General features: G+C 55.8%; 20 protein-coding genes and 1 tRNA gene. 7 read left to right on the forward strand and 14 right to left on the reverse strand.

Translation table 11 applies throughout. The features are described from left to right. Nucleotides 1-29: 29 nt before the first annotated feature. The 4 genes from ACCD00_RS04290 to ACCD00_RS04305 all read left to right on the forward strand — a co-directional run bounded on the left by ACCD00_RS04290 (nucleotide 30) and on the right by ACCD00_RS04305 (nucleotide 6,501). Nucleotides 30-2,438 (forward strand): ABC-three component system protein, encoded by a 2,409-nt coding sequence (locus ACCD00_RS04290; RefSeq protein WP_413422194.1) that lies wholly within the window; start codon nucleotides 30-32, stop codon nucleotides 2,436-2,438. Next, a complete protein-coding gene (locus ACCD00_RS04295; RefSeq protein WP_413422196.1) occupies nucleotides 2,428-2,997 on the forward strand; it encodes a hypothetical protein in 570 nt (189 codons plus the stop codon). The genes ACCD00_RS04290 and ACCD00_RS04295 overlap by 11 nt, the downstream gene beginning before the upstream one ends. Then, the gene (locus ACCD00_RS04300; RefSeq protein WP_413422198.1) at nucleotides 2,990-5,752 is read left to right on the forward strand and encodes an AAA family ATPase; all 2,763 of its coding nucleotides are present in this window, start codon (nucleotides 2,990-2,992) and stop codon (nucleotides 5,750-5,752) included. Before ACCD00_RS04295 ends, ACCD00_RS04300 begins: the two co-directional genes overlap by 8 nt. 125 nt (nucleotides 5,753-5,877) lie before the next feature. Beyond that, complete coding sequence (locus ACCD00_RS04305; protein ID WP_253397488.1) at nucleotides 5,878-6,501, forward strand: hypothetical protein; 624 nt, start codon at nucleotides 5,878-5,880, stop codon at nucleotides 6,499-6,501. A gap of 176 nt (nucleotides 6,502-6,677) precedes the next feature. On the opposite strand, the gene ACCD00_RS04310 is transcribed toward ACCD00_RS04305, so the two are convergent. From ACCD00_RS04310 to thrS, 11 genes are all read right to left on the reverse strand, one after another. Further along, nucleotides 6,678-10,730, reverse strand: a complete 4,053-nt coding sequence (locus ACCD00_RS04310) for a hypothetical protein (protein ID WP_413422200.1) — start codon at nucleotides 10,728-10,730, stop codon at nucleotides 6,678-6,680. Next, complete coding sequence (locus tag ACCD00_RS04315; protein ID WP_413422202.1) at nucleotides 10,717-13,020, reverse strand: hypothetical protein; 2,304 nt, start codon at nucleotides 13,018-13,020, stop codon at nucleotides 10,717-10,719. The genes ACCD00_RS04310 and ACCD00_RS04315 overlap by 14 nt, the downstream gene beginning before the upstream one ends. An 807-nt stretch (nucleotides 13,021-13,827) precedes the next feature. Then, a tRNA-Pro gene (locus ACCD00_RS04320) sits at nucleotides 13,828-13,904 on the reverse strand. An 89-nt stretch (nucleotides 13,905-13,993) separates the two neighbouring features. Continuing rightward, on the reverse strand, nucleotides 13,994-14,350 hold the full coding sequence (locus ACCD00_RS04325) for a MerR family transcriptional regulator (protein ID WP_003179985.1): 357 nt from the start codon (nucleotides 14,348-14,350) through the stop codon (nucleotides 13,994-13,996). After that, nucleotides 14,331-14,633, reverse strand: coding sequence for an integration host factor subunit alpha (gene ihfA / locus ACCD00_RS04330; RefSeq protein WP_002553164.1), 303 nt, complete (start codon nucleotides 14,631-14,633; stop codon nucleotides 14,331-14,333). Before ihfA ends, ACCD00_RS04325 begins: the two co-directional genes overlap by 20 nt. A 3-nt stretch (nucleotides 14,634-14,636) precedes the next feature. Beyond that, nucleotides 14,637-17,015 (reverse strand): phenylalanine--tRNA ligase subunit beta, encoded by a 2,379-nt coding sequence (gene pheT, locus ACCD00_RS04335; protein WP_413422204.1) that lies wholly within the window; start codon nucleotides 17,013-17,015, stop codon nucleotides 14,637-14,639. A 26-nt stretch (nucleotides 17,016-17,041) separates the two neighbouring features. Further along, nucleotides 17,042-18,058: a phenylalanine--tRNA ligase subunit alpha gene (gene pheS, locus ACCD00_RS04340; protein WP_007992477.1), complete on the reverse strand. Its 1,017-nt coding sequence runs from the start codon at nucleotides 18,056-18,058 to the stop codon at nucleotides 17,042-17,044. Between the two features lie 109 nt (nucleotides 18,059-18,167). Beyond that, nucleotides 18,168-18,524 carry a 50S ribosomal protein L20 gene (gene rplT, locus ACCD00_RS04345; RefSeq protein ID WP_007905879.1) on the reverse strand — a complete coding sequence of 119 codons (357 nt, stop codon included), beginning with the start codon at nucleotides 18,522-18,524 and terminating at the stop codon, nucleotides 18,168-18,170. A 28-nt stretch (nucleotides 18,525-18,552) separates the two neighbouring features. Continuing rightward, the gene (rpmI, locus tag ACCD00_RS04350) at nucleotides 18,553-18,747 is read right to left on the reverse strand and encodes a 50S ribosomal protein L35 (RefSeq protein WP_002553160.1); all 195 of its coding nucleotides are present in this window, start codon (nucleotides 18,745-18,747) and stop codon (nucleotides 18,553-18,555) included. A gap of 60 nt (nucleotides 18,748-18,807) precedes the next feature. Next, entirely contained in the window at nucleotides 18,808-19,359 is a 552-nt protein-coding gene (gene infC, locus ACCD00_RS04355) for a translation initiation factor IF-3 (protein WP_172435703.1), read from the reverse strand. Beyond that, nucleotides 19,359-21,281, reverse strand: a complete 1,923-nt coding sequence (gene thrS, locus ACCD00_RS04360) for a threonine--tRNA ligase (protein ID WP_413422206.1) — start codon at nucleotides 21,279-21,281, stop codon at nucleotides 19,359-19,361. The genes infC and thrS overlap by 1 nt, the downstream gene beginning before the upstream one ends. A 383-nt stretch (nucleotides 21,282-21,664) precedes the next feature. On the opposite strand from thrS, the gene ACCD00_RS04365 reads away from it, so the two are divergent. Then, a complete protein-coding gene (locus ACCD00_RS04365) occupies nucleotides 21,665-21,964 on the forward strand; it encodes a hypothetical protein (protein WP_413422208.1) in 300 nt (99 codons plus the stop codon). A gap of 291 nt (nucleotides 21,965-22,255) precedes the next feature. Then, nucleotides 22,256-22,468, forward strand: coding sequence for a cold-shock protein (locus tag ACCD00_RS04370; RefSeq protein ID WP_003179963.1), 213 nt, complete (start codon nucleotides 22,256-22,258; stop codon nucleotides 22,466-22,468). A 70-nt stretch (nucleotides 22,469-22,538) separates the two neighbouring features. Here the strand turns inward: ACCD00_RS04370 and ACCD00_RS04375 are convergent, their stop codons facing one another. Beyond that, nucleotides 22,539-22,859 (reverse strand): I78 family peptidase inhibitor, encoded by a 321-nt coding sequence (locus tag ACCD00_RS04375; RefSeq protein WP_057396100.1) that lies wholly within the window; start codon nucleotides 22,857-22,859, stop codon nucleotides 22,539-22,541. 166 nt (nucleotides 22,860-23,025) lie between these two features. Then, nucleotides 23,026-23,331, reverse strand: a complete 306-nt coding sequence (locus tag ACCD00_RS04380) for a hypothetical protein (protein WP_413422210.1) — start codon at nucleotides 23,329-23,331, stop codon at nucleotides 23,026-23,028. Nucleotides 23,332-23,465: 134 nt separating this feature from the next. Here ACCD00_RS04380 and ACCD00_RS04385 point away from each other — a divergent pair, with 134 nt between their 5' ends. Then, nucleotides 23,466-23,657, forward strand: a complete 192-nt coding sequence (locus ACCD00_RS04385) for a hypothetical protein (protein ID WP_057396101.1) — start codon at nucleotides 23,466-23,468, stop codon at nucleotides 23,655-23,657. 54 nt (nucleotides 23,658-23,711) lie between these two features. Here the strand turns inward: ACCD00_RS04385 and ACCD00_RS04390 are convergent, their stop codons facing one another. Then, nucleotides 23,712-24,680: a nucleoside hydrolase gene (locus tag ACCD00_RS04390; RefSeq protein ID WP_413422260.1), complete on the reverse strand. Its 969-nt coding sequence runs from the start codon at nucleotides 24,678-24,680 to the stop codon at nucleotides 23,712-23,714. Nucleotides 24,681-24,742 lie beyond the last annotated feature (62 nt).

Genomic DNA, 24,742 nt, shown 5'->3' on the forward strand with positions numbered 1-24,742 from the left:
TGTCAGTCTCTCAATGCTAGGAGCAAAAATTGGCTGAAGACGCAGTGTCATTCATCACTCCAGAGGACGAAGCAGAGGTTCGAGAGGATAGAACTCAAGCTCCCGAGCTCTTCGCCCTCGATTCTGGCCAACTACCTTTCGAACGAATGGGAGATGCTCATTTTGAGCTTTTGGTCGCAGATGTCTTTCGCGCAGAGCTGCAAGCTGACTCTGAGGACTGGTACGACACCGTCAGTCGCTTGAATGACGGGGCCGACCAAGGACGAGACGTCATCTTGTTCAACGAAGGCAGTCCCGTTGGAGTAATTCAGTGTAAGCGCTTGAAGAAAACTCTTGAGCTCGATGCGCTTATTTATGAGATCTGTAAATTCTTTCTATACGCTCACATCAGACCACAAATCTCCTCTACGCCAGGAACTGCCTTTAGATATTACGTAGCAGTAGCAGACGGTGTCAGCGCCAAGCTTTTTGAATTTATGCAAGGAACAGGTCAAGCGCGCTTCGATGATTTGCGTGCGACTTTTCAGACGAAATGCGGCACCGTGCGTACTAAATCAGAAACTCTAAAAAAACACCCTTTGCTCAAAAACCTAACAAAACCCCAGCTATGCAATATCGTCTGGCAGTGGATACCTCATTTGCAGACTAGGGTGTTGAAAAAAGACAGCCTTTCAAGCCTGGTGGCTAAACACTCAATAGTAAAACGTACCTACTTCCAACTCGAATCGGACAGTACTGCGATCATCGAAAGCATTCGCGACTACCTAGTATCTCAAGGTGGGGCACTTTCAGGGGCTGACGAGCCTTACCTAAAAAAGATCCGTACAGAATACATTGATCGGGAGCTGCGTGAGGGCGATCAACTCAATATTGGACTTATCCAAGGTAAGGATTTAATTCCTTTTCTACAGGCCATGCTTGCTCCAGAAGTGGGGATGTTCGAGCAAAGTTTTGGTAACCGCCCCGTAGTGCTCGCGGCAGGTTCTGCAGGCGCTGCTCCTGGACAATGGAGTGATATAAATGCGCTTGTAGAAGCCTACCCAAATCCTCTCGTATTAGTAGTCGGATGCGGAGAGGTCACCGGGGCTATGCTGATCGGCTGGACAGCGACCGATGGAATGTCCTCCATTGACCCTTCTTGGAAGCCGGCACCCGCTCAAAAATTCAGGGCGGGATGGTGCTGGGTAACCGACCCTGCTGAAGGGCTAATCAACTGCTATGTTCTGGTGGAAAATGAACCCAATAACCCTGACTTTGATCGAGGTAACATTTCTCTGAGGCTTGCTTTCAAGGATCTTATCGTCTGGCCTACCTTGGGAAATGATTTCACTAATTCACTCCAGAATAAAAACTCTCAACTGCGGAGAATCATCGCGAGCCAAGCTGATGATCGGCAACGCCGGCACAATCTAATCTTGACTTCTCAGCACATCACAGACCTCAAGGGTATCGCGAAATCTCTGCCGGACTACTACGCAAGACGGTTGACCTCTTCGGTTGTGGTTGCGGCCGCCAACAGCGGGCAGCTGCAAAATTGTTCGATGAAAATTCACAGCGCAACCGGGATATTTCCAGCCGCAGACCGAGCGCAAAGTACCCGCTCAAGCCTACCTGGAATACAGCCTCCAAGCCGTGTCATGCGCAGAAGCACCAGTGGTGGAATGATGCTCACACTGACATGGGATGCTAATGGGTCTCTGGAGCGTGTGAAGGGCCTTAGACTGCAAGGTGGTGTAGTCCAAGATGACTTGGAACCAGCTGCACTCGAGTTCCACGAACTCTTCGACCGTCATCCACCCGACGCCTATTATCTTGATGTGGTAAAGGAAGAACTCAAGCGGCTTAACACACTTGTGCAAGCAGGAAGCATTAAAGACTCGCAGGACTTTACATATCAGACCAGGTACGGAGTGAAGCCAGATAACGATTTTACGTTAGACGAAATGGCCTCCTCAGGAAAATATGTGATGAGAGCGGTGAAAGCACTGAGCTACCTCAAGTCTCACAAAGACGCTGTCTGGATCACAGAACCAGGCACGAAAGGCCACCTCCAATTCAGCAACGCAGAAGGTGAGTACAACGTGCTTGCGTGGGCAAATGACGATTTCGGCGTGAGGGATATGGCTAACGATCTCTATCGATGGGCCAGAGGTACTGCAAACCATCCACAACTCGTTGTGTTCGCGAACGGAATTGGTCGTGTTGAGGATACAAAGCCTGGCGAATCTACCGACGATGAGGAAACCAGTCGAGAGCGCTTCGACATTTCAGACCCACCGCACAGAAAAGACTCCATCACCGATGTTGCAATGGTGAATAAGGTGTACTTCTTCGCTCTCGACGGGATCGAGTCGATGTACGACAAGGCAAAGGCCATTCCTGCTGAAGATTTTATGGACGACATATCTAATCGCAGGAAAACACTAGATGCTCAGTGACCTGATTACGCTCTTGGATGAGCGAGCAACCCAGGCCGGCTTCACTTCCCCCGAGAAGGGTGTTTTGGAGTTTACAGGCGACCCTCACTGGCCGGGCCCTCCCCCTACGACTCAAGTGAAATATTGGTCGACTACTTTTGCATCAGTGCTGCTTGTACACATCGACGGCGCTACCGCAGAGGAAGCCTGGAGAGAAACGAAGCATGCTGAAGCGTTTCTCGACGCCGGACTCCTGCGGCTGGAAAAAAAGGGTTCCGTCGTGGATGGCTACCTGGTTTTAGCGCTGGCGCAATCGAATGAAGAGCTCAAGCAATTCATTACTGACGTCGAGAAAGATACGAGGTTCGTCAGGAAGCACGTCGTGTACCAGGACGCCGAAGGCTGGCAACGGTGCCAACGTATCACCCCGCTTGGATTGGCAGGGCCGTATGAACAGGCTGACTACCCGCAATTCGTGCCTGAAAATGAAGAGATGGCTGACCTGCTGGCAACCCTATCAACGTCAAAAGGAAAGGAACTCGCTCGCAATCATGGAAAGAAGTGGGATTTGAATGAATAACTTACCTATTAAATTCATTTCGGTAGAGATCCAGAATTTTCGAGGCGTGCGAGATGTTCTACGAATCCCACTGAGCGCACCGCTGACGATCATTCACGCAGCCAACGGCACCGGTAAAAGCACCATATGCTATGCGTTGGAATGGTTGCTAACGAATAAAGTGAACGATCTTCCAACTACCACTGATTTTTCTTGCCATTGGGGATCTGGCGACACATTGGTAAGCGCTGAATGCGAGATCAACGGCGAACCGTATCAATTAGAACGGCTAAAGGGTAAAGCTTGGATCAAAAAACAGGGCGATCGCAAAAAGAAACCCATCAAAGACGCTAATCTGCTGGAGATGCTCACCCCCGGCTCCATTTCGGGTGGTAGCGCCCAAGCCACGACCAAAGCCCGCCGTGACTGGCTACGCAACTGCAGATGGCTATACGCAAACTCCCTGGCCCTTCTGGTAGATAACAGCGAGTCGGCGCTCCGACAGCAGATATTTGCGGACATATTGGGGTTGGGCCACCTTGCGAGCACACTTAGCAATCTGAAGGAATACCGGACTGAGCTACCCAAAACTCAAGGTCTGGAGACAAAACTGCAGGGGCTTTCGACCGAAATTAATGCACTTGAAGCAAGGCTTTCTGAAAGCCAACACGGGCACGACCAAGTGTCTATCAAGCTGAACGAGGTGCTAGCAGGTTTTCCAGGCACTCAGTTAACGGGAAATCTTCTAAACGATTTCAAAATTATTCAAATGAAGGTGGCCGGGCTGCTGCAGACTGCTAAGCACCAGAAGAACATACTGAGTTTGTTACTGGAGGGATGGGCAGAATACGAATCAGGTCTTCAGCAGCTCGGAATCAACCGGGACTTGCTCAGAGAGCTTACCGAGACCACCACGAAATTGAACAATGAGCACCGCCAGCTAGCTGAGCAGCTCGCTGCCCTCAATACACGAATGGGCCAAGCAAAAATCAGTATTGACTGGGCACGAAAAAATACTGAGATTCTCGATCGCTGGGACGCCATCATTGCGAATCCCGTCTTCATCCAGCAGTTCCCTCAACCCGATATTTCCTTCGATCATCTGCAGCAAAGCTTCGTTGAACATGGCTGGGATGCAGACCGGCAAACGCGATGGCAGAATGCCCTTGAATACTTGATCAGCAACAAGAACACCCTGCTGGATCTCCTACAACGTAAAGAAGATCTGCTGCGCAGCCCTGTCTTACCCCCAGCGAATTTCGTTCAGATATCAAAATCAGCAGATGAGGCGAAGCAAGCGAGAATTAAAGCTCAAGCCGAATTCGACGCTTTATCGAACGTGATAGAACGCCTGAGATCGCTCGGACATGAAGCGGTGAATTCCCTTACGAGCGGCCATTGCCCCCTATGCAGCCATGACTGGAAATCAGCTGACGCATTGCGCCAGCGTCTCACTTACGCTGCTACGACACCAGAGCTGCAGGCTGCAAAAGAAAAACTAGATATTGCTCAGGCGACCGAGAAGCTCTGCGACTTGTCATTACAAACCGCTAGCCAACAGCAATCTGCAGCTGAGAATTACTCTGGCCAGCTTAAGTCTGCAAACGATAAATTGAAGTCATTTGACGAAAAAACAAGCTATCTAGCTACCATGAACAAAGCTGAGTTTTCAGGTTCTGACGTCAGCAGTTTTGAACACCTACTCACCCGCATCAAAATCACGATCGACACAAAAATAATCGCTGAAACCATGCCAAAGGTTGATGAGTTCTTCAAGTTGCCATCCCCTGCCAACGCGAGAGATGGGGTATCCGCTGCGAGAAAGGCGCTGATCGATTACACCCAGCATTTTGAGCAACAGCTTAGGTCAGATAATGCAGAGCAGCCGATTCTAACCCGCTCCGTGAACGAGAAGCTCCAAAACATTCAAGCCAAAACCCAAGAATCTCACCAGGTAAATGCCAGGATCGCGGCGGCTTCTCAAATAGTGAATCGTTTCCAAAGCCAGTGGAACGAAGTCAACAGTGGTCTCCCAATCTCCGTGGAATTGCACTCCGCCACACAAACGCGCGTGGACGAAGAACTCGCGAGGGCGAAAGGCTATGAGATTGAGATTAGCGAATGCAAAATTTTCCTGAGTGTCGATGAAGACTCTGAAAAACTGATGAAGCTTCTGAAAGAAAAACAGGCGGTGACAGAAAAGCTCAAGGCGGGCCAAAGCCACATAACAGCGGCAGACAGCGCGATCGGCCTGTACAGCAATCATGTTCGTGACGCGACCGTTTCTAGCCTATCCCCGCTCCTGGGCCCGGCGACTGAACTGTTCTCTCGGATGCACGCAAACGAGGTGTATCACAAGCTGAGCGTTTCTGGGGACGATTTGAACTGGATGGTACTCGCTGAGGGTCACGACACACCGTTGGAAGCTCAAGAAAAATTGAGCCAAGGACAGCGGCAAGACCTGGCGCTATCGCTATACCTTGCCAGGGCAAAAAGTACCGGTGGCAGTTTCCTGTTGGATGAACCGATCGCTCACCTGGATGACCTGAACCGAGTGGCCATGCTGGATATTTTCAGGCTCGCCGCGACATCAATGCCAAACATGAACTTGATCCTTACGACCGCAAGCGACAGTTTAGCCCGACACCTGATGCAGAAATTTTCGAGCGTTTCGGATAGGCAGCTATTGAACACAATCTATCTGGAAGGAAATCCGAGAACGGGTGTGAAAGCGTCAGTGAATGGGGTTCCAACCGATACAGCGGCACCTGTCTAGAACTGGGAGAATCCACTGGGCCGGGAGATTGAGCATCTCCAGACTCAGAGGCCGAAGCTGATCCCTCCCGTGAAAAAAATGAAACCACATGGTTGACCTGACGATGTAACTCCAGGAAATCAAAAATGGGTCGAGGCAAAGAGTTCTTTCGAGGAATGACGAAAACCCGGCTGAAGGAGGCGATTCGGGAGGAAATCGCGGCAGTTGATTTCGGACAGGAATTTGAGTCCGCCCTCATTGCCGACCTCATACTCCAGAAGCATTACCACTGCGCGGCGCAAAGCCTTCGCCCAAGTCTCTTTCGAAAACTACACCGGCCCGGAGCGGCTTACGACTTCCAAGGCTACTTTCCAGACCATGGCTGGCATGGGGTCTCATGGACGCAATGCATTGAACCTCGAGACGAAATGGCCTGGTTGGATCGCGCACTCCGGGATGCTGCGCACCCCATAATTTCGAGCTATAGGGCGATGCATCCAATATGCGAACGGTGCGGGAACCACCCGTCAACGGAAGTTGACCACGTTCTTCCCGAGTTCAACATTATGGTCACTCAGATTATTCAAACGCTCAGCCTCTCCCAGGTCGAGGAGATATTTTCTCGCTTCGACTGGCTGGACAAAGAGCCATTCTCTCTTCCGCCAGGACACGCTGCTTTGCAGCTCATCGATGAGGCTCATCAGACTGCAATACTCCAAGCTGTATGCAAACCCTGCCATATGCTCAACGCGAATGAGCGGCGGCGCTGAGCGATTCGGAGACTGGGGATGAAACCAAGCTGGCTACTTCCTCGTGCGTAATCCTCAGCAATTGGACTTGCTGACACACAAGCCCGCTTATGAAGGTGTCTACGAAACCCGGGGCGATTCAAACTTCAGGTGAGCGGTCAGCTAGCGGGCTTGTGCTTGCCCGTTCCCTGCGCTGGTCAAGGTACGACAATGCGATCTCCAAGCCACTTTCGGACGGCTTCTCTCAACTGGACTTTGCCGAGATCGTCGAGAATAGAGGCTGAAAGAGGTTCGGAAGCCTTCAACAATTGACGTCCGGGATGATCCGGTTCAAGCAGATCGAGGATTCGATCGGCAGTCGTACGATCACGCCTGGCCATAGCGTTGGCGCCAACCAGCAGCAGAGCGCGTCGCTTGTTCGAGTTGGCGACCCGCTCAAAGAGTTTAAGGGCAGTTTCCTCGGAAGCATGGGCGCCGATGAGTTGAGCCGCTGACGCGGCAAGAATTGGCGGCGTACTCAGCAGAAACGCGGATGTCAGATGCGCGACAATGCTAGGGTCTACAGAATCGGCGTCGGCCAGGGCATCAATGGCGTCGAGGCGTATCCAACGGGCTTCCGGAATATTGACGAGGTTCGATATTTTCTGTTGGATTCTCGCGCTGCAGCAATTCGCTGCGACGATCAGGGCATTTCGGCTAAGCGCGCGGTCGACCGTTGTGGCGGCAAGATCGAGCAGAGTATTCCCGATTGTATCGGATAAGGGACCGTTCACTGCAAGGGCAACGACCGCCTCTTGCGCAATATCAAAGCTCTCGGGCTCATCGTAGTGCGGTTCGGCGCTCGACCAAGTGTCATGTATCAGAAACAACAGCGTTTTGAGGTGATCCGGGTGCGGCCGTTCTGCAAGCAGGGCGACTAGGGCGCGGCGAACGCGGCTTCCAGGATCGGATGCCATTGCGAGGATTCTAGGCGGCAAGGGGTCCGGGAATGTCGGCGCGAGATGAAACAGCGCCGTACGGCGCGCATCGGCGCGCTGGTGGCAAAGCGCAGCCTCAACAAGGACGGTATCGCCAATCGCAATCGCCGCCTCGGTCGCACTGACGGCATGTTCTGTACGGCTGGCAAGGGTCAGCCACTGGATGATCGCTGGCGAGGCATCGCCACTGCTTTCGATGATGACCGGCACGACAAGGTCGAGCGCATCCGCATCGAGTTGCGAGGCACAAGCCGTCAGGAATAAGAGCGTCTGACCGTTGACCTTGCGAGCTTTCCGCTTCCTGGTCGGGAGCGCTTTGTAGATTTCCTTTAGTTCCCTTGGAAGTGCGCCTGTAATCAGACTTAGTGTGGCCGCGTGGCTGTCTTTCCCGAGTTGCCGGCGGGCGCGCTGCATGGCAGTTAGCAGGGTGACTTGTCGATCAGGCCGTCCACTATTCACCTGGAATGCGGCGACCAGGGATTTTGGTGCGACTTTCAAAGCTGTGAGCGCAAGCTCGTCACACAGATCCACCTCAGAGGGGACTGAGCTGATCCGCGCCGTAAGCGTAGGCTCCAGCGCTGTGCGCCAGTGCTCTCGCGCTGCCGCCCAGACATATGGCTCCTCATCCATACCCTTGCCCGCTACGAGAATGGCTCGAAGCTCGCCTTCACCCACCGGTCCGGGGGAGGTTAAGAGCGCCTGTGCCCAGGCACGGACCAACTCCGATACGCGCGGATGGTTGGCAAGGAGCAGCCAGCGACCCTCTACACGAAGCTGGCGGATGTAGGCGTCGATGAAGACGCCGGATGTGTAACCGTCGCCTTCATGGTTCGACTGCGCGGCCTCTTCAGCGGCATGGTCCCGTTCGCCATCCTCAATTGCACGCCATTCCTCTAGGCCACTCTTAGCGTGTTGACAGTGGATGCTCGCGAGGTCGTCCAACGCAGCCTGCACTATCCTCTCGAACCCTGCTAGATCGCGTACGGCGCCAGCCGCGACGGCGTTGGCGTTAAGCTCGAAGCCGTGGCCGACCATCTCGTGCGCGGCGTCGAGATAGGCGGCGCTCAGGTTGGGTGCGAAGCGATCGAGCCGCTTGGCGAAGTCTGCTCCGTAGTCCCCTCGGTCGAAGCCAAGCTCCTCACGAATAAATCGGGCGGCGACTTTGGCCGCGATGGGGCTCGCGGACACAGTGTCGTACCAGGCATCGTCAAAGACCGGCGGCTGCCAGTTATGGGTGAAGAAGGAAGCCCCCCGCTGTGTACCTTTCAACAGCCATCGCGCCACGCGGCTTGGTATCGAGGCATCGCTACCTACCTCGGACGCCAGCTCCAGCAATGGTGCGAACTTGGAGTCGGGGGCCATGAGGCTTTCGTCCAGCCAGGCATCGATCGCTTCCTGGCTGTCGGAGTCAATTGCGAAGGCTTGGTCAACGTCCTGTCGGCCAGCGAACGTGCGAGCAACTTCATAAACTCGGGCTGCCGTTTCCATGCCCCAGCCGCGATGCGTTGACGGCAGCTGAACGAGCGCGGAGATCAGGGTCTCGATCGCAAACTCGCTCTGCCCCCAGCAGCCCCTTGCGAAGGCCTCAAAGCCTTGGCGGACGCTCGGATGAGCGAAGGCGATCGTGCGGGCCGGCTGCCGCAGATGGCGGGCCGCGACCATACGGTCTACGAGGCGATCCAAGCCATCGCCTAGCGCTCGATCAAGTCCACGTAGGGCGCGTTGAAGAGCGTGAAGTCGGGCGCGGTCGAACTGGCCGCGCGCCGCCAGCAGCACCCAAACGATGGCTGAGGTTCCGCAAGTGTCGATGGATGATAGAGCTCTGACGACGACACCTTCCACTGCATCGCGCTGCGCCAACTCGAGCAGCCGGTGAAAGAAGATATGGTCTTCTTCCCCGGCATCGGGGCCGGTTTGCATGTGGGCGAAATACAGCTCTATCTCGAGCGGCGTCCCAAGCTTGTCTAGCACCTCATTGCGAAACGCGTACGCCTTGGTTTGCAGAGCGGCCGGTAACTGATCCATGCGATTGTCATGAATGTCGCGGAGTTGACCATCCCGATACTGGCCGGCATCCAACTCGACCGACCACGTATTGAGACTCACCCCGACTTTGGCGCTCTGCATCATGTCGCTGCGGGACGTGATGACGAACTGGTGATCCGGCGTGGCCTTGGCGAGCAGGCGCGGCAGCTGCTCGGTCCATGCTTCGCTGCCCCCGCGTAGGCTAAATTGGCCCCACGGATCATCGACATAGAAGAGTGTCGATCCGTTGTTAACGACCTTACGCACGTTGGTCGGCGAATCGTCCGCGCCGATGGTAACGACTTCCAGCGCACCATCGCGCCGTCGCGCGATATCGCATAGCTTGAGCGCCGCTTGCGTCTTGCCCGTACCTGAAGGGCCCATAATCACGACTGCATTCTTGTCGTTTAGGATTCTGAGCATCTCATCGAAGTTAGCAGGCGCCACGAAATGCTCGAGGCTGGCAGAGCTGGCCAGGAACCCGCCGTGCGTCCTTACCGTCGCGAGAAGATCGTCGCTCGTCCATAGACCGGGCGTGCTGCCTCGGGTCCTCCGCTTGGCTTCGAGACGCAGCTTTGCGATCAGATTTTGCTGCTCGACCTTCGGGACATGCAGCAGGTCCGACATCAGTTCCCGGATATCTGATGCGAGCTGCTTTTCGGTAAGCTTGCCCCAGATCGCGACGCGGCCTTCGGGCGAAGCTTTCAGTGTGGCATGAAGGCTCGGAGGGAAGCTTGCCTTGTCGGATACCTCTTCGAAGCCTTCGACCAGCAGGTTACGCGCGACCCCCTTGACGTCGGCATTGGTCACGAGCAGATAGCGGGTGCTCGGATCGTCGAGATGATGCAGTGCTTTTCGGCGCCCACCTTTTTTGTCGGAGCCGTGCTTGAGCAGACCCTCGAAATCCTCAACCGACCAGGGCTCGCCGTTGTCCATTTTGATCTGGATGACAAGCTTATATCCGCCAGAGACAATCGCACTGGGTTGTACGCGTCCTGGCACGTTGGACTCCAGATCTGCCTCCAGATCTTCCTCGTTTGCCGGTTCCAGCACCAGGCGCGTAGCCGCTTTGGAAATGAGGAGGAGTTGCAGGGCTGCGAGGATCGAGACGTCGAGCTGATAGTCGAAGCCGGCTTGAGCGGCGGCCGCGCCCCGCAGGGGACGCCTTGCTTCCGCGCTATCGGAGAAGGATGTGTCCGACGCGTCGGAGTGCGATTGCTTGATGTCTCGACGATTATCTGTCGACATCGTCGAACACCGAGCGCTTTGTCACGACGGGGGTGGAAGGCGGAGCTTCCTCCTTCTTTTGCGTCACGATGTGCGTCCAATCCGCTTCGTCTTCGGAGCCTTCATCATGCTGGCGCTTGCGCTCTTCAAGCGCCTCGACTGAGCGTTTCACGTGATCGCGCGCATTGTCGATCAAAGCCGTGGCGTCCGCGTCGACACCAGTCGTCTCAATGCGATCAAGCACGCCGAGAAGCTTTTTAAAGTGGTTGTCAGGCTCTTCGTCCAAGTCAGCGTCGGCGGCGATCTCATCGATCCTCTCTTCGAGCGAAGGCAGCACAGTTGTCCGCAGCGCCAAGCCCACACCGATAAGCCTTAGCGGCGGTATAACCGCTAGCATCTGTGGCTCGTCGAAGAAGGAGACGTCGAGACCATTGAGCACGGCTGATTCCAGCCTGCCGGCTACCTCAGAGCGAAGATCGTTAGGCAAGACGCTGAGGTGATAAGCACGTGCATAGGTTGCGATCTGGGGATCGTTGCTAGTGAGATCAGATTGCCAGCATGGCCGTCGAAGTAGATTGGGAAATTGCTCGACGGCTTTGACGAACACGGCCTCGCTCGAACGATAGGAAAGGAAGTGGAACAGCATCCAATTGCGGTGTAATTCGTCGGGCGTGCGGCCAAGTCGTGCGACCAGAGCGTCATCGAGCGTTGTCTGGATGACAAGCGCATCTCGAATGAGCGGAGAACCCTCGCACGTGAAGCTGCTAAGAATGGTGTCGATAGTCGCGCCTCGTATGAGCGCCGCCATCATATGGGGCTTCTGGCGCAGAATCTCCGTTAGGGCGTCGGAGATCGTCGGATGGGCGAAGGTCCATTTTGATCCGGAAAGCTTCAGGAACGAGCCTTTCAGCTCAGCGAAACAATCCTGAATCTTAGTGAGAGTGTACCCAGTCAGCTCAGCGACCGCCTGTGCGGCCGAAGCGTCATGATCGCTAGGATCGAATCCGGCCTGATGGACATACACGAGGATGAGCGCGGCCTGCAGCTGATCATCTAAGGCGTTGACGGTATCAATCAGATGCTCTGTCGGCTCCTCCATAAAGCGTACGAGTGAGCTTTCGCGGGGCGCTAGGCCCTTGGTGAAGTTTGGGTCGCCGAGACGTTCGGCGATCCCAGGGAGAAAATCGCGAACCGCAGCGACAGCGGCTAGATGCGGTTTTATGCTCGATCGCCAGCTCTGGCTCTGCTCACCAAAATTTACATGATTATAGAGAATCTGCGTCTTCTCTTCGTACGTCAACTCGCCAACATCCACCACGGCGCTGCCGTCTACGAATTGGGCAAGGTTGCGCTGCCCGAGCCGGCGCCGCGCCGCTTCATAGATATGTTTTCGGGAAGTTAGAAGAAATCGATTGCCATGCTTGATCGCGGCCCGCAGCTTGGAGAAGGCAGACGTCCAGTCTTGCACATAGTCGTCGCGTAGCACATTGGAACCGAAGGCATCGTCGATCCAGAAGAAGCGCCCCGGATCATTAGGATTCCAACCGGCCTCAAAGTCGCGTGGGCTGGTCAGAGCAAGTACGGTGTTGTCTGGATTTTCCGACGCTATGGTCGACACGATGGCGCCAATCGCCGATTTACCGCTAGAAGGATTACCGAGTAGCAGCACCACGCCGTGCTCAGAGATCGCGTTGACCGCATCGCGATGAGCCTGGGTAGGCACATAGGTGCGAAGCTTTGGAATCCAGCTGTCAAGCAATGCCCGGCTCTGCTCGCTGAGCCGCTCATCTACGATCGAGGTGAGGTCGCCTAGGCCGTAGACCTGCGGAACGAGGGCCCGGAGGCGCGCGCTGCTCCTGATAACACGGACGATATACTGGCGACCGAGAATGTGCGGCTTTCGCACGCCAAGCGCGCGGAGTTTGGCACGCATTGCGGCTGCGATGGGCGCATCTACGCTCATGTTCGTCATGAAGACGTAGGTTTCTGCTTGGCCGGCTTTGACCAGTTCCTCGACATGAGCGATCTCGGCGGTGAGGTCACTGAGCTTCAACGCCTTTGCGGCATCGGACGTATGCTTGCATTGCACGGTTCCGATCAACAGGGCGTCGTTTTCTGCAGAAATGAGGAAGACCGCGTCCTGACCGCCGTCTTGAGCTTCGCGGAAGATTTCCACGGGCCGACCGAGCACGACCTCGCATACCTGCGAGCATAGATCCTGAAACGCGCGCCAGCCGATGGTATGGAGCGCTAGATCGCTCCAAGGGCCGTTTGCTCTACGTTCGGGCAGCACAGAAGTCTCGATTAGCACACCCTAGTCCTTCGTGCAGTGGCAACAACACGTAGAACGCCGACCGGCGTAGGATGGATTTCCGCGTCTGAGACGTCCCAATTTGCATCCAAATCAAGACGGTATTTGTCGAAGCAGCACTTTGCCACCTCTCTAGCTGACGGCAGACTATTAGGAGGATCCATGGAAAGCCCAGCGCCGCAGACCACTAAAAGGCTGCCGGCGTTCATAGAGGCTAGTAGTCGAGTGATTGTCTCAGGCGTCAAGCACCCCCCCACGGAGAAATATCTCGCCTACCTGATTCAGCTGCGATTTTGTCGATCCTGTTGATCGCATTAGTAGCACTCACCGTTGTTCCTCACTTTGGCTTTCTCAAAGCTCTTCTTGACCTGATCAATGATCGAAGGAGTCATGCCGCAGCGCTTCATTCCTTGGTCTCCTCAAATCTATCCTGTCCGACCTTGATCGCATAGCCTGACTTCAGGTTGCCAATCAGCAGATACCCGCTGCGCGCTCAGAAAATCCGTTGAAGGTCGCCCGATTTGCGGCATGTAAATGTGTACTTAAAAACCGTGACTGGAGATAGATTCCAATGGAATCCAGAAAACGAAAAAAGCGGCTAAAGACCGCTATTTCCGTGGCATCCAGGCGTTCAGAGGGCCTTAGTGGAAGCAAATATGGCGCAGCGGACGAGACTCGAACACAAATACGCCTCTCAGATGGCAGCGCTACCAAGATCCATGATTTCCGTGGGAGTAAATGTGGGAGTAATTTTGTAGACATGAAAAAGCCCAACCTTTTCAGATTGGGCCAAGTCATTGAAAAATATGGTCGGGACGGAGTGATTCGAACACTCGACCCCTAGCACCCCATGCTAGTGCGCTACCGGACTGCGCTACGCCCCGACTAGGCGTGAAACCTGTCCCTCATCTCGAGGAACGCTTAAGAATATATCGCAAGCTTTTGAAAACTGGAAGTATTTAAAAGCAGGAATTTATTTCTTGAGCACCACCAGAACATCTTCGAGCTCGGCGATCATCTGGCGGATCATTTGCTTGTATTGGGTTGTGTCGTCTTTGGCTTCATCGCCGGACAAACGCAAGCGTGCGCCGCCGATGGTGAACCCCTGATCGTAAAGAAGCGCGCGGATCTGCCGGATCATCAGCACGTCCTGGCGCTGATAATACCGGCGGTTTCCGCGGCGTTTGACAGGGTTGAGCTGAGGAAACTCCTGCTCCCAGTAGCGCAGCACGTGTGGTTTGACCGCACACAGCTCGCTGACTTCACCTATGGTGAAGTAGCGTTTGCCCGGGATGACGGGGAGCTCGTCGTTATGACTTGGTTCCAGCATAAGCCTCAACTCGGGCCTTCAACTTCTGCCCTGGACGAAAGGTGACCACACGGCGAGCCGTGATCGGGATTTCTTCCCCCGTTTTCGGATTGCGGCCAGGCCGCTGGCGTTTGTCCCGAAGGTCGAAATTGCCGAAACCGGACAATTTGACTTGTTCGTTGTCTTCGAGCGCGTGCCTGATTTCTTCAAAAAACAGTTCGACCAATTCCTTGGCCTCCCGTTTGTTCAGGCCCAGCTCTTCATACAGACGTTCCGCCATCTCAGCTTTCGTCAGAGCCCCCATACGTCACTTCCTTAACGTGGCGTTCAACCTTTGTTCGAGCGAGGTGAGGATGTTTTGCGTTGCGGTATTCACCTCATCGTCATTAAGAGTGCGCGATGGATGCTGCCAGGTCAAGCCGACTGCGAGGCTTTTTCTATCAGGATCAATGCCTTTACCCTGATACACGTCAAATAGCCTGAGGTCTGTCAGCCATTCGCCTGCATTTTCACGGATTACATCCAGCACAGCCGTGGCTGCGACGTCTTTGTGTGCAATCAGTGCAAGGTCACGACGCACTTCAGGAAAGCGCGATAACTCGTGGAATTCAGGCATCTTGCCCAGCGCCACTTCCGCCAGAACCAGCTCGAAGACGAAGACCGGACGGTCGAGACCGAGGTTTTTCGACAATTCAGGATGGATAGCGCCAATGAAGCCGACCAGACGACCTTCACGCTCGATGCGCGCGGTTTGACCCGGGTGCAACGCCGGGTGCTTGCCCGGTACGAAAGTGAAGGAATCCAGCGCACCGGCAAAACCCAGAACTGCTTCGACATCGGCCTTGACGTCGAAGAAGTCGACGGTATCGCGACCCTGCGCCCAGCCTTCCGGCAGGCGGCTACCGCAGACAACACCCGCCAACATCGGCTCTTGCTTCAGGCCTTCGAGCTGGCCAACGAAACGCAGGCCGCTTTCGAACAGACGCACGCGATCCTGCTGACGGTTCAGGTTGTGCTGAAGCGCCTTGACCAGACCCGGCCACAGGGACGAACGCATGGCGGCCATGTCGTTGGAAATCGGGTTGGCGAGCAGCAATGGCTCCGCGCCTGGATTAAACAGCTCGAACTGTTTCGGATCGATGAAGCTGTAGGTGATCGCTTCCTGATAACCACGGGCCACCAGCAGGCGGCGCAGTTCAGGCAGATCGCTGCGCGCTTCGGCCTTGGCTTGTGGCGCCAGACGGGCTTGCGGGTAGCGAACCGGCAGACGATTGTAACCGTACAGACGGGCCAGCTCTTCGATCAGGTCGACTTCCAGGCTGATATCAAAACGGAAGCTTGGCACTTCAACGCGCCACTGCCCTGCCCCATCGGCAGTAATGGTCAGGCCCAAAGCACCGAGCAGACGCTCGACTTCGGCCGAATCCATTTCCATGCCCAGCATCTGGGTGATGCGTTGGGCGCGCAGGGTGATCGGCGCGATCGACGGTAAGTGTTGTTCGCTGACGGTTTCGACAATCGGGCCCGCTTCGCCACCGGTGATTTCCAGCAGCAGGCCAGTGGCGCGCTCCATGGCTTCACGGGCTAGCTTCCAGTCCACGCCACGCTCGTAGCGATGCGAGGCGTCGGTATGCAGGCCATAGGAACGGGCCTTGCCAGCGACGGCGATCTGGTCGAAGAACGCGCTTTCCAGGAATACATCGCGCGTGGTCGCGGACACACCGCTGTGCTCGCCACCCATGACACCGGCAATCGCCAGAGCGCGGGAATGGTCGGCAATCACCAGCGTATCGCTACGCAGGCTGACTTCCTGACCGTCGAGCAATACCAGCTTCTCGCCTTCTTCGGCCATGCGCACACGGATGCCACCGTTGATTTCGGCGAGATCGAAAGCGTGCAGCGGCTGACCCAGTTCCAGCATCACGTAGTTGGTGATGTCGACGGCGGCGTCGATGCTGCGCACTTCGGCGCGACGCAGGCGCTCAACCATCCACAGCGGCGTAGGCCGGGACAGGTCGACGTTACGAATCACACGACCCAGGTAACGCGGGCACGCGGCGGGTGCCAGCACCTCTACCGAGCGCACTTCGTCGTGCGCGGCAGGAACCGGAGCCACCACCGGACGGACTACCGGCGCTGCGTACAGCGCACCGACTTCACGCGCCAGACCCGCCAGGGACAGGCAGTCACCACGGTTCGGGGTCAGATCGACCTCGATGCTGGCGTCTTCCAGATCCAGGTAAACACGGAAATCCTCACCCACCGGCGCATCGGCCGGCAGTTCCATCAGACCGTCATTGCCTTCACCAACCTGCAGCTCGGTTTGCGAGCACAGCATGCCGTTGGATTCAACGCCACGCAGCTTGGCCTTCTTGATCTTGAAGTCGCCTGGCAGCTCGGCGCCGATCATGGCGAAAGGAATCTTCAGGCCCGGGCGCACGTTTGGCGCACCGCAAACAACCTGGAAGGTTTCCGAACCGTTGCTGACCTGGCACACGCGCAGCTTGTCGGCGTCCGGGTGCTGCTCGGTGCTCAACACCTCGCCAACGACCACGCCGCTGAAAACACCGGCGGCCGGCGTAACGCTATCGACCTCAAGACCGGCCATCGACAGACGAGCAACCAGCTCGTCGCGACTTACCTGCGGGCTAACCCAGCCACGCAGCCATTGTTCACTGAATTTCATCCTGCTCTCCTAAGAATTCGTTACGACTAGCGAAATTGCGCAAGGAACCGCAAGTCGTTGTCGAAGAACAGACGCAAGTCGTTCACGCCGTAACGCAGCATGGCCAGACGCTCAACGCCCATGCCGAAGGCAAAGCCCGAGAACTCTTCCGGGTCGATACCGGACATGCGCAGCACGTTCGGGTGAACCATGCCGCAGCCCATCACTTCCAGCCAGCCGGTCTGCTTGCAGACGCGGCAGCCTTTACCGCTGCACATCACGCATTCCATGTCGACTTCAGCGGATGGCTCGGTGAACGGGAAGTACGAAGGACGGAAACGCACGGCCAGTTCTTTTTCGAAGAACACCCGCAGGAACTCTTCGATGGTGCCTTTGAGGTCGGCGAAATTGATGTCGCGATCGACCAGCAGGCCTTCGACCTGGTGGAACATCGGCGAGTGGGTGATATCGGAGTCGCTACGGTATACGCGGCCTGGGCAGACGATGCGGATCGGCGGCTGTTTCGACTCCATGGTGCGGACCTGTACCGGCGAGGTATGGGTGCGCAACAACATGTTCGCATTGAAATAGAAGGTGTCATGCATCGACCGGGCCGGGTGATGGCCTGGGATGTTGAGCGCTTCGAAGTTGTGATAATCGTCTTCGACCTCAGGGCCTTCGGCGATGCCGTAGCCAATACGGGTGAAGAACTGTTCGACGCGTTCCAGAGTGCGGGTGACCGGATGCAGACCACCGGAGGTCTGACCGCGGCCAGGCAGGGTCACGTCAATGGACTCGGCAGAGAGTTTGGCAGCCAGGTCGGCTTCTTCAAACAATGCCTTGCGCGCATTAAGGACCTCTGTGACACGTTCCTTGGCAACGTTGATCAGAGCACCGACCTGCGGACGCTCCTCTGCCGGCAAATTCCCCAGGGTCTTCATCACCTGAGTCAATTCACCCTTCTTGCCAAGGTAGTGAACCCGGATTTGCTCCAGGGCATTGATATCTTCAGCGCTTTGCACAGCCTCTAGAGCTTGAGAGACGAGCGCATCCAGGTTTTCCATGTACAGACTCCAGATACAAAATAGGGGAAGAGCTTGAAGGCTCTTCCCCTATTTATGACGTTTAACACCTGACCCCACAGATGCGAGGCCGGGTGACTGTCGGGGGTACTTAAGCCAAGGTGGCTTTAGCTTTCTCGACAATCGCAGCAAACGCCGCTTTTTCGTTCACTGCCAGATCAGCCAGAACCTTACGGTCGATCTCGATGGACGCTTTTTTCAGGCCGGCGATGAAACGGCTGTAGGACAGACCGTTGATACGAGCACCAGCGTTGATACGAGCGATCCACAGAGCGCGGAACTGACGTTTTTTCTGACGACGGTCACGGTAGGCGTATTGGCCTGCCTTGATTACCGCTTGCTTGGCAACACGGAATACGCGCGAGCGAGCGCCGTAGTAGCCTTTAGCAAGTTTCAGAATTTTTTTGTGACGTTTACGGGCAATGACGCCACGCTTTACACGAGCCATGAGTTACTTCCTCTATTCTTGACTAAAATTAACGAAGGCGCAGCATGCGCTCGACTTTTGCCACGTCAGACGGATGCAGCAAGCTGCTACCGCGCAGTTGACGCTTACGCTTGGTCGACATTTTGGTCAGGATGTGGCTCTTGAAAGCGTGCTTGTGCTTGATACCGTTAGCAGTTTTCAGAAACCGCTTAGCAGCACCACTTTTGGTCTTCATTTTTGGCATGTTCGGATACTCCGCATTCAGTTGATAAACATAATCAGAAGGCCTGCCGTGCCCTGTTGATTACTTCTTCTTTTTCGGGGCGATGACCATGATCAGCTGGCGTCCTTCCATCTTAGGATGCTGTTCGACCGAACCGTACTCGAGCAAGTCACCTTCAACTCGCTTGAGGAGTTCCATCCCCAGCTCCTGGTGGGCCATCTCACGGCCGCGGAATCGCAAGGATACCTTGGCCCTGTCCCCGTCACTCAGGAAACGTACCAGGTTGCGCAGTTTTACCTGGTAATCCCCTTCCTCCGTCCCTGGACGAAACTTGATTTCTTTAACCTGAATCTGCTTCTGGTTTTTCTTGGCCGCAGCAATCTGCTTCTTCTTTTCGAAGATCGATTTGCCGTAGTCCATCAGTTTGCAAACAGGTGGTACTGCATCGGCGGAAATCTCCACCAGATCCAGCTTGGCCTCTTCAGCCTTAAGAAGCGCGTCTTCGATTGACACAATCCCGAGCTGTTCACCTTCAGCCCCAATTAACCGAACCTCGCGTGCCGAGATATTCTCGTTGATCGGGGCTTTCGGTGCAGTTCGTTTATCTTGTCTCATTTCACGCTTAATAATAATTACTCCGAATCTTGGCGACCACGCCGGGAAACCGCTTGGGCGAGGAACTCAGCGAACTGGGCGACGGGCATCGAGCCCAGGTCAGCACCTTCACGAGTACGCACAGCGACAGTCTGCATCTCGACTTCCCGATCTCCGATAACCAAGAGATAAGGAACCTTGAGCAAAGTATGCTCGCGGATTTTAAAGCCGATCTTTTCATTTCTCAAGTCGGACTTGGCACGAAACCCGCTTTCGTTGAGAGTTTTTTCGACTTCGGCGGCAAAATCTGCCTGTTTATCAGTGATGTTCATCACCACTGCCTGGGTCGGAGCCAGCCACGCCGGGAATGCGCCCTCGTAGTTCTCGATCAGAATTCCGACGAAACGCTCGAAAGACCCCAGGATCGCCCGGTGCAGCATGACCGGGTGCTTGCGGCTGTTATCTTCGGAGACGTATTCGGCTCCCAGACGGACAGGCAGGTTAAAATCGAGCTGCAGGGTACCACACTGCCAGACGCGACCGAGGCAATCTTTCAGCGAGAACTCGATCTTCGGACCGTAGAACGCACCCTCGCCCGGCTGCAGATCGTACGGCAGGCCTGCGCTATCAAGGGCTGCAGCCAATGCCGTTTCGGCGCGATCCCAAAGCTCATCGGAACCGACGCGTTTTTCCGGACGAGTGGACAGTTTCATTTCGACTTCTTTAAAGCCGAAGTCGGCGTAGACGTCCATGGTCAGCTTGATGAACGCAGCGGACTCGGCCTGCATCTGCTCTTCAGTACAGAAGATGTGGGCGTCGTCTTGAGTGAATGCACGCACGCGCATGATGCCGTGCAAGGCACCCGACGGCTCGTTACGGTGGCAGGCACCGAACTCGGCCAGGCGCATCGGCAACTCGCGGTAGCTTTTCAGGCCCTGGTTGAACACCTGCACATGGCAAGGGCAGTTCATTGGCTTGATCGCGTAGTCGCGGTTTTCCGACTGCGTGGTGAACATGTTGTCGGCGTAGTTGGCCCAGTGCCCGGATTTCTCCCACAGGCTGCGGTCAACGACTTGCGGCGTCTTGATTTCGAGATAGCCGTTGTCGCGCTGAACCTTGCGCATGTACTGCTCGAGAACCTGGTACAAAGTCCAGCCATTGGGGTGCCAGAACACCATGCCCGGCGACTCTTCCTGGGTGTGGAACAGGCCCAGGCGCTTGCCGATCTTGCGGTGATCGCGTTTTTCGGCTTCTTCAATGCGCTGGATGTAAGCCGCCAGTTGCTTCTTGTCCGCCCAAGCGGTGCCGTAGACGCGTTGCAATTGCTCGTTCTTGGCATCGCCGCGCCAGTAGGCGCCGGACAGTTTGGTCAGCTTGAAGGATTTCAGGAAGCGAGTGTTCGGCACGTGCGGACCGCGGCACATGTCGACGTATTCTTCGTGATAGTACAGACCCATGGCCTGCTCGTTCGGCATGTCCTCGACCAGGCGCAACTTGTAGTCTTCGCCACGGGCCTGGAACACTTCGATCACTTCGGCGCGCGGAGTGACTTTCTTGATCACGTCGTAATCTTTCTCGATCAGCTGCTGCATGCGCTGCTCGATGGCCGCCAGGTCGTCCGGGGTGAAAGGACGTTCGAAGGCGATGTCGTAATAGAAACCTTCGTCGATGACCGGACCGATGACCATTTTGGCGGTCGGGTACAACTGCTTGACCGCGTGGCCAACCAAGTGGGCGCAAGAGTGGCGAATGATCTCCAGCCCCTCTTCATCCTTTGGCGTGATGATTTGCAGCGACGCGTCGCTGTCGATGATGTCGCTGGCGTCGACCAGCTTGCCATTGACCTTGCCGGCGACGGTGGCCTTGGCCAGGCCTGCACCGATGGATGCGGCGACCTCGGCTACGGAAACCGGGTGATCGAATGAACGTTGACTGCCGTCGGGAAGAGTAATAGTTGGCATGGCGCCTCCTCTCCTAGTGGTGACCCCTACCAAAGGTCACGTGGGTTGGGATGAGCCAGTACAAGATCCGGTCCAGGCCATTCAATGACGAACGCCTGCCTTACAGCGGCAGGAGCCTTGCGGCCAACCGGAAAACCGAACCAGAGTGACTGGGATTCAAATCAGGGTTAATCGCGCATCTGCCGCTACCGGGACTGAAGGTCCGTCGGAGCCTGCAAACGCCCGAGCGAGGCATGCTAGCACAGATGAACGGTTATCGACTTGCACGCATTCAGACCGTGAAGATTTACTCACTCTTATGACGCAGAGTGAACTTGAGATGTACGAGTCGCCTCAAATTGACTGAGAATCGCCACAGATACCGATCCCAAGGAGTTCATGTCATGCGCCTTACCCGTCTTTTTGCCGTTGCCGCCCCACTTGCCCTGCTGTTGCCGCTGAGCGCCCACGCCGCTTGGCCAGCAGGCGTGAAAGCGCAGTACATGGGCGATTGCACAAAAGCCGCAAGCCAAAGCATTAATCCGGCCGAAGCAAAGAAACACTGCGCATGCGGCGCCGACGTGCTGGAAAAGAAATTCACCACACAAGAGATCGCGCAACTGATGGACAAAAACAACCCGCCAAGCGCTGATCTGGGCCAGCGCGCCCTGAAAGAAATTTCGGTGTGCAGAGTCCAGAAATAGAGCTTTGCAGGACGTTTTTGAGGAGTCCAGGGGGCCAATACAGCCAAATATCGGCTGATTTGCATAATTTACGCAGCTTTTACGGGTTTTTTTACTCCCCTATTTTGTAGCGCAAACCCCCTGAAACCGGGGCTCTCAGCCATTCACGACAGTGAAAGACGTGCAATATGAAAGCAAACAACACGTCTGGGGGGGTCCCAAAGCGAACATTTCGACTATGATACTCGGGTGTGCCCAGTTGGCCTGAGCAGCACAGTACTACTGAAAATATATGTTTCTTGGAGATACACCATGTCTAATCGCCAAACCGGCACCGTTAAATGGTTCAACGATGAAAAAGGCTTCGGCTTCATCACTCCTCAAGGTGGCGGTGACGACCTGTTCGTACACTTCAAAGCTATCGAAAGCGACGGTTTCAAAAGCCTGAAAGAAGGCCAGACCGTTTCCTTCGTGGCTGAGAAAGGCCAAAAGGGTATGCAAGCTGCTCAAGTTCGCCCAGAGTAATTTCCAGGCGCACTAAAAAAACCCCGTCCATGTGACGGGGTTTTTTATGGGTGAAACAAAAGCCGAAGGATCAGCCGCAGTTGACGCGGGTGACCACCCTGTTGGCATCGGTGTTCAGGTTCAGGCGATCGGAACGGTACTCCAGCGTCACCATGTCGGTTGGCAGCAGGAACCGTGCGTTTTGTGCCCCTGCGCGGGTACGCGCCTGCTCAAGCAACTGCGGCGATGCCTGCTTGCCGATGGTGAACTCGGCAGCCTTCGCTTCACAACGGCTGTGACCCGTGTCAGTCGTCGCAACATCAGTTGTTGCCGACTCCGTAGAGGCGGTACTGCAACCGGCCAGCGTGGCAACGGCCAACAAAGTACCCAATGACGCGAGCTTCCAAGGCATGAAGCCTCCTTTTTTCAAAGATTATGCTGAGATCGTGCGACCACCAGACTGGCGTTTGGTTTCACAGGCGGTGCCAGCACCCTGCCTGCAATCCGGACGAGCCGCGATTTTGCCTGAGCAGCGCCCTCCCCTTGATCACTGAATCGTGACTGAATATGAACGACGCTCAATAGACGTCGATATAGTCGTAAGGCGGATTGGGCCAGTTTGCTTTCAAGGCGTTGAAGATTTGCATGACCCAGACTTCATCGCTGGCCGCGACCCGCCCGACATAACCGGAGCCCTTGGCCCAGGTTTCGAGACGAAACAACAGCCCGTCGATATCGGTACCGCCCACGACGCCCGAGGAGATGTAGGCAATGCCTCCCTTGGTGACCCGCAACTGAGTGTGCTCATCGTCACTGGCGCTGGCCAGCAACTGACGCACAGCCTCAAGGGTCAGGCCATCTGGAGAGTTCAGATCGATCTGCACAGCGCATTCCTTGAATATTGATCAAAGACCAAGTGTCGCATAGCACTCCTTTCCTGCCTAAGTCGGCGTGTCAAAAGCCCCGCGAAATGGTTAACTCGGCACTCAGACTTCTCCCCGACTTCACGAGTGCCAACATGACCACCGTAAGCATCGACGCTGACATCAAGGCCAAGTGGCAGGACGGCCACAGCTCCTACAGTCCAAGCAGCACGGAAGAGCTTGCCATTATCGGTATCGACCTATTGGTCAGGGACCTTGGAACCGAAGCCGCCCAATCGTTCATCGAGCAGATTTTCGAGAAACACCGGTCGGCCCAGAAGGCCTGAGCTGTCAGCGGGCGGGAGTGAAACCCGCAAGCGGGCACCTGCGGGACATGCTGCCTACTTCAGGCGGGCCAGACGCTCGACCAGCAGGTCGAAAAAGCCCTGGGCATCGCCATTTTCAACCCAGAAGGCATTCCTTGGCGCTTTCAAGCCGTCATACCAGTCAACGATGGTTTGCCCGAAGGTCGGTCCTTCGCGGCTGTCGACCACCACGTTGACCGAGCGACCGCTGAACAATTGCGGCTTGAGCAGGTAAGCGACAACCGTGGCGTCATGCACCGGACCGCCCGGAATGCCGTAGTGCTCCATGTCGCCCTTGATGTATTCATTGAGAATGTCGCCCACCAATCGGCTGGCGTTGTTATTAAGCGCGGCAATCTGTTTCAGGCGCGCTTCGCTGGTGAGGATCTTGTGGGTCACGTCCAGCGGCAGGTAGGTCAGCTTCACGCCACTGTTGAGCACCACTTCGGCGGCGTGCGGATCGGCGAACAGGTTGAACTCGGCCACCGGCGTGATGTTGCCGCCATTGAAGTGCGCACCGCCCATGACCACCACTTCCTTGATGCCCTGGACAATTCCCGGCTCCTGGATCAGCGCCAGGGCCAGATTGGTCTGCGGCCCAAGCATGGCGATAGTGATGCTGTGGGGCCTGGCCGATTTAAGGGTCTCAATCAGATAAGTGATGGCGCTGCCCTTGGCCAGCTCCTGCCTGGGCTCATGCACGGCAATGCCCGACAACCCTTCCTTGCCATGAATGTCCTCGGCGTAGACGGGTGCACGCATCAGGGGCCTGGGTGCCCCCGCATAGACCGGCACCTCTTCGCGCCCCGCCCACTCCAGGGCCAATCGCGCATTGCGCGAGGTCTTGTCCAGGCGAACGTTGCCCGCAACGGTGGTCAATGCCCGAACATTCAGCTCGTCCGGCGATGCCAGGGCGAACAACAAGGCAACGACATCGTCGGCCCCTGGATCGGTGTCGATGATCAAGTCGATCTTTTGCGCCGCCTGGGCGTTCGTTGCGGTCATCAGGGACAAAAGCGGAAGACTCCGGAGCAGTGGGTGCAGTTTCCGAACATGGCGATACGTGG

The organism is Pseudomonas sp. Pseusp3, from assembly GCF_047304225.1.
In the GTDB taxonomy this organism is placed as follows: Bacteria; Pseudomonadota; Gammaproteobacteria; order Pseudomonadales; family Pseudomonadaceae; genus Aquipseudomonas; species Aquipseudomonas fluorescens_CD.

Bases quoted from the DNA above. Each gene is read 5' to 3' on its own strand.
- rpmI (WP_002553160.1), bottom strand. From the start codon at position 18,747: ATGCCAAAAATGAAGACCAAAAGTGGTGCTGCTAAGCGGTTTCTGAAA.
- ACCD00_RS04365 (WP_413422208.1), top strand. From the start codon at position 21,665: ATGCGCCTTACCCGTCTTTTTGCCGTTGCCGCCCCACTTGCCCTGCTG.
- ACCD00_RS04385 (WP_057396101.1), top strand. From the start codon at position 23,466: ATGACCACCGTAAGCATCGACGCTGACATCAAGGCCAAGTGGCAGGAC.
- thrS (WP_413422206.1), bottom strand. From the start codon at position 21,281: ATGCCAACTATTACTCTTCCCGACGGCAGTCAACGTTCATTCGATCAC.
- pheS (WP_007992477.1), bottom strand. From the start codon at position 18,058: ATGGAAAACCTGGATGCGCTCGTCTCTCAAGCTCTAGAGGCTGTGCAA.
- ACCD00_RS04305 (WP_253397488.1), top strand. From the start codon at position 5,878: ATGGGTCGAGGCAAAGAGTTCTTTCGAGGAATGACGAAAACCCGGCTG.
- ACCD00_RS04325 (WP_003179985.1), bottom strand. From the start codon at position 14,350: ATGCTGGAACCAAGTCATAACGACGAGCTCCCCGTCATCCCGGGCAAA.
- ACCD00_RS04370 (WP_003179963.1), top strand. From the start codon at position 22,256: ATGTCTAATCGCCAAACCGGCACCGTTAAATGGTTCAACGATGAAAAA.
- ACCD00_RS04375 (WP_057396100.1), bottom strand. From the start codon at position 22,859: ATGCCTTGGAAGCTCGCGTCATTGGGTACTTTGTTGGCCGTTGCCACG.
- rplT (WP_007905879.1), bottom strand. From the start codon at position 18,524: ATGGCTCGTGTAAAGCGTGGCGTCATTGCCCGTAAACGTCACAAAAAA.
- ihfA (WP_002553164.1), bottom strand. From the start codon at position 14,633: ATGGGGGCTCTGACGAAAGCTGAGATGGCGGAACGTCTGTATGAAGAG.
- pheT (WP_413422204.1), bottom strand. From the start codon at position 17,015: ATGAAATTCAGTGAACAATGGCTGCGTGGCTGGGTTAGCCCGCAGGTA.
- ACCD00_RS04295 (WP_413422196.1), top strand. From the start codon at position 2,428: ATGCTCAGTGACCTGATTACGCTCTTGGATGAGCGAGCAACCCAGGCC.
- ACCD00_RS04300 (WP_413422198.1), top strand. From the start codon at position 2,990: ATGAATAACTTACCTATTAAATTCATTTCGGTAGAGATCCAGAATTTT.
- ACCD00_RS04390 (WP_413422260.1), bottom strand. From the start codon at position 24,680: ATGACCGCAACGAACGCCCAGGCGGCGCAAAAGATCGACTTGATCATC.
- ACCD00_RS04310 (WP_413422200.1), bottom strand. From the start codon at position 10,730: ATGTCGACAGATAATCGTCGAGACATCAAGCAATCGCACTCCGACGCG.